Below are 4,066 nucleotides of genomic sequence, written 5' to 3' on the forward strand. Positions count from 1 at the left end.
TTTTTTAAGTGACGTAAAACCGTGTTGAGGCCAACGCCCATAATGCGTGCACTGGCGCGACATCCGACGCCATTCATGGCCATATCAATGATTTTCTGGTGCGTACCGGGCTGAGAGGCGGTGTAAGTGAACTGTAGTTGCCATGTTTTACGGCAATGAGAGCAGAGATAGCGCTGATGTCCGGCAGTGCTTTTGCCGTTACGCACCACGCCTTCAGTAGCGGAGCAGGAAGGACATCTGATGGAAATGGAAGCCACGCAAGCACCTTAAAATCACCATCATACACTAAATCAGTAAGTTGGCAGCATTACCAAAGATACAAACTAAATTGCTTCAATTAAATAAAATCCCGACTATTACTTGATACGTGATTATTGTCGGTGATTTTGTTTGTACACCATCAGTGTATATCTCAATAACCCCTGAATAAGTAGCTCTGAATAGGTATAAGGGATGTGGCCATTTTTAAATGGATTTCTTATGCCAAAAATGATCGTCGATTTCTCCATAAAATGTGAGCGATGCCGAAAGAAATAAAATTAGTTATTGCATTTGACGTTTGGGTGAAAGATTATCATTTGTCATACAAATGAGGGGTAGTATGTTGCTAGCCAATTAAAAAAGAACGCCATATTTATTGATGATTGATCCCCCGGTGGGGGGGAAACATCGGGCATAAATGGGCATGAAGTAATGGAGTATTAGTTGTGAATGTCAATTTCTTTGTCACCTGTATTGGTGACGCCCTGAAATCAAGAATGGCACGAGACTCCGTGCTGCTACTGGAAAAACTCGGCTGTCGCGTAAATTTCCCGGAGAAACAGGGATGCTGCGGTCAGCCTGCGATCAATAGCGGTTATATCAAAGAAGCGATTCCAGGGATGAAAAATCTGATCGCCGCACTGGAGGATAACGACGATCCCATTATTTCACCGGCTGGCTCTTGCACCTATGCCGTAAAAAGTTACCCGACGTATCTGGCGGATGAACCTGAATGGGCATCACGTGCCGAAAAGGTTGCCGCGCGTATGCAGGATCTCACCTCTTTTATTGTTAATAAATTAGGGGTAGTCGATGTAGGTGCCAGTTTGCAAGGGAGAGCTGTGTATCACCCATCTTGTAGCCTGGCCCGTAAGCTGGGAGTGAAGGACGAGCCACTTACGCTGCTGAAAAATGTGCGTGGACTGGAGCTGTTGACCTTTGCTGAACAGGATACCTGCTGCGGATTTGGCGGCACGTTCTCGGTCAAAATGGCCGAAATATCCGGCGAGATGGTGAAAGAAAAGGTTGGGCACCTGATGGAAGTCCGCCCTGAGTATTTAATTGGTGCTGACGTGAGTTGCCTGCTGAACATCAGTGGGCGATTACAACGGGAAGGGCAGAAAGTCAAAGTGATGCATATTGCTGAAGTGTTGATGAGCCGCTGAGGATATAAAGATGTCGATCAAAACCAGTAATACAGATTTTAAGACTCGCATCCGTCAGCAAATTGAAGATCCGATCATGCGCAAAGCGGTGGCAAACGCGCAGCAGCGTATTGGGGCAAATCGGCAAAAAATGGTCGATGAATTGGGGCACTGGGAGGAGTGGCGCGATCGGGCCGCCCAGATACGTGATCATGTTCTGAGTAATCTCGACGCTTATCTGTACCAGCTCTCAGAAAAAGTGACGCAAAACGGCGGTCACGTCTGGTTTGCAAAAAACAAAGAAGACGCTACCCGCTACATTTTACAGGTTGCCCAACGCAAAAATGCCCGGAAGGTGGTGAAATCTAAATCGATGGTGACCGAAGAGATTGGTGTCAATCATGTGTTGCAGGATGCTGGCATTCAGGTGATTGAAACCGATCTGGGTGAATATATTCTCCAGCTGGATCAAGATCCGCCATCTCATGTTGTGGTCCCGGCAATTCATAAAGATCGCCATCAGATCCGTCGAGTGCTACACGAACGTCTGGGCTATGAGGGGCCGGAAACGCCTGAAGCGATGACCTTATTCATCCGGCAAAAAATCCGCGAAGATTTCCTCAGTGCTGAAATAGGTATTACCGGCTGTAATTTCGCGGTGGCAGAGACAGGTTCGGTATGCCTGGTGACCAATGAAGGTAATGCGCGAATGTGTACCACGCTGCCTAAAACGCATATTGCAGTGATGGGAATGGAGCGTATTGCCCCCACGTTTGCCGAGGTAGATGTATTGATCACCATGCTGGCGCGCAGTGCCGTTGGTGCACGTTTGACGGGATACAACACCTGGCTGACAGGACCGCGCGAAGCGGGGCACGTTGATGGTCCTGAAGAGTTTCATCTGGTTATTGTCGATAACGGGCGTTCTGAGGTGCTGGCCTCTGAATTTCGGGATGTGCTGCGCTGTATTCGCTGCGGGGCTTGTATGAATACTTGTCCGGCATATCGCCATATTGGCGGTCATGGATATGGCTCTATTTATCCAGGGCCAATTGGTGCGGTGATTTCTCCGCTACTTGGCGGCTATAAAGATTTTAAAGATTTACCCTACGCCTGCTCTTTATGCACTGCTTGTGACAGCGTGTGTCCGGTGCGTATTCCGCTGTCAAAACTGATTTTGCGTCATCGTCGGGTGATGGCTGAAAAAGGGATCACCGCAAAAGCAGAGCAACGGGCGATAAAAATGTTCGCTTATGCCAATAGTCATCCAGGATTGTGGAAAGTCGGGATGATGGCCGGCGCTCATGCGGCAAGCTGGTTTATCAATGGCGGCAAAACACCACTCAAATTTGGCGCGATTAGCGACTGGATGGAAGCACGCGATCTTCCTGAAGCTGACGGAGAGAGTTTCCGTAGTTGGTTTAAGAAACATCAGGCGCAGGAGAAAAAGAATGGATAATCGAGGCGAATTTTTGAATAACGTTGCTCAGGCACTGGGTCGCCCGCTGCGACTTGAACCGCAAGCAGAAGATGCGCCGCTTAACAACTATGCTAACGAGCGGCTTACCCAACTTAACCAACAGCAGCGCTGTGACGCGTTTATTCAGTTTGCCAGCGATGTTATGTTGACGCGCTGTGAGCTGACCAGCGAGGCGAAGGCGGCAGAAGCTGCAATACGTCTGTGTAAAGAGCTGGGAGATCAGTCGGTCGTGATTAGCGGTGACACGAGGCTGGAGGAATTGGGGATTAGTGAACGTTTGCAGCAGGAATGCAATGCCGTTGTTTGGGATCCGGCGAAAGGTGCCGAGAATATCTCGCAGGCAGAGCAGGCTAAAGTGGGTGTTGTGTATGCTGAATATGGTTTAACCGAATCGGGAGGCGTGGTTCTTTTTTCCGCCGCCGAGCGCGGGCGTTCATTGAGCCTGCTCCCGGAATCTTCTCTTTTTATCCTGCGTAAAAGCACAATCCTGCCGCGTGTAGCGCAACTCGCAGAAAAATTGCATCAGAAAGCGCAGGCCGGTGAACGAATGCCGTCCTGCATTAACATCATTAGCGGCCCTAGTTCAACGGCGGATATTGAGCTTATCAAAGTCGTCGGGGTTCATGGCCCGGTGAAAGCGGTGTATCTGATTATTGAGGATTGCTGAGAGAGATATGAGATCTGAACATAAACCTGAAGAAGGCATACGAGGTTGAAAATAGCGTTAAGGACAACCTGACTTAACCCCGTTCCGTCATGGTTATGCTGCTCTTCTGTAAATATCCTGGCATTAGTAATGCCAGGATATTTACAGTGAAAAAGACAGGCATCCATTCCTGAAAACGGGTTCCCTTCCCGGTCATTGTCACTTCAGCTTTATACAGGCACTCTCTATCAGAATGTTGTTTATTACTGCCCAGAGTTTTGTTGGTATTCATCTACCATTTTTTTGACAAGGCAAAACAGGTAATGACTCCAACTTACTGATAGTGTTTTATGTTCAGATAATGCCCGATGACCTTGTCATGCAGCTCCACCGATTTTGAGAACGACAGTGACTTCCGTCCCAGCCTTGCCAGATGTTGTCTCAGATTCAGATTATGTCGCTCAATGCGCTGAGTGTAACGCTTGCTGATAACGTGCAGCTTTCCCTTCAGGCGTGATTCATACAGCGGCCAGC

The 4,066-nt window shown here is 48.5% G+C and carries 5 protein-coding genes; 3 read left to right on the forward strand and 2 right to left on the reverse strand.

Annotated elements, in window-relative coordinates; all coding sequences use genetic code 11:
- Positions 1–257 (reverse strand): IS1-like element transposase (locus tag BHE85_RS11645; protein WP_024259250.1); only part of this gene is annotated, 257 nt, incomplete at its 3' end.
- A gap of 450 nt (positions 258–707) precedes the next feature.
- On the opposite strand from BHE85_RS11645, the gene BHE85_RS11650 reads away from it, so the two are divergent.
- The 3 genes from BHE85_RS11650 to BHE85_RS11660 are packed head-to-tail and all read left to right on the forward strand — an operon-like array spanning position 708 to position 3,553.
- On the forward strand, positions 708–1,427 hold the full coding sequence (locus tag BHE85_RS11650; protein WP_001102117.1) for a (Fe-S)-binding protein: 720 nt from the start codon (positions 708–710) through the stop codon (positions 1,425–1,427).
- A 10-nt stretch (positions 1,428–1,437) separates the two neighbouring features.
- On the forward strand, positions 1,438–2,865 hold the full coding sequence (locus BHE85_RS11655; RefSeq protein ID WP_000023901.1) for a LutB/LldF family L-lactate oxidation iron-sulfur protein: 1,428 nt from the start codon (positions 1,438–1,440) through the stop codon (positions 2,863–2,865).
- Positions 2,858–3,553: a LutC/YkgG family protein gene (locus BHE85_RS11660; RefSeq protein WP_000370306.1), complete on the forward strand. Its 696-nt coding sequence runs from the start codon at positions 2,858–2,860 to the stop codon at positions 3,551–3,553. Before BHE85_RS11655 ends, BHE85_RS11660 begins: the two co-directional genes overlap by 8 nt.
- Before the next feature lie 313 nt (positions 3,554–3,866).
- Here BHE85_RS11660 and BHE85_RS11665 read toward each other — a convergent pair.
- A partial coding sequence (locus tag BHE85_RS11665) for an IS1 family transposase (RefSeq protein WP_000327172.1) occupies positions 3,867–4,066 on the reverse strand: 200 nt, incomplete at its 5' end.

Origin of the sequence: Shigella sp. FC1567 (assembly GCF_001743015.1) — a bacterium.
GTDB lineage: Bacteria > Pseudomonadota > Gammaproteobacteria > Enterobacterales > Enterobacteriaceae > Escherichia > Escherichia coli.

Coding starts and splice junctions, on each gene's coding strand:
- BHE85_RS11655 (WP_000023901.1), top strand. CDS start 1,438: ATGTCGATCAAAACCAGTAATACAGATTTTAAGACTCGCATCCGTCAG.
- BHE85_RS11660 (WP_000370306.1), top strand. CDS start 2,858: ATGGATAATCGAGGCGAATTTTTGAATAACGTTGCTCAGGCACTGGGT.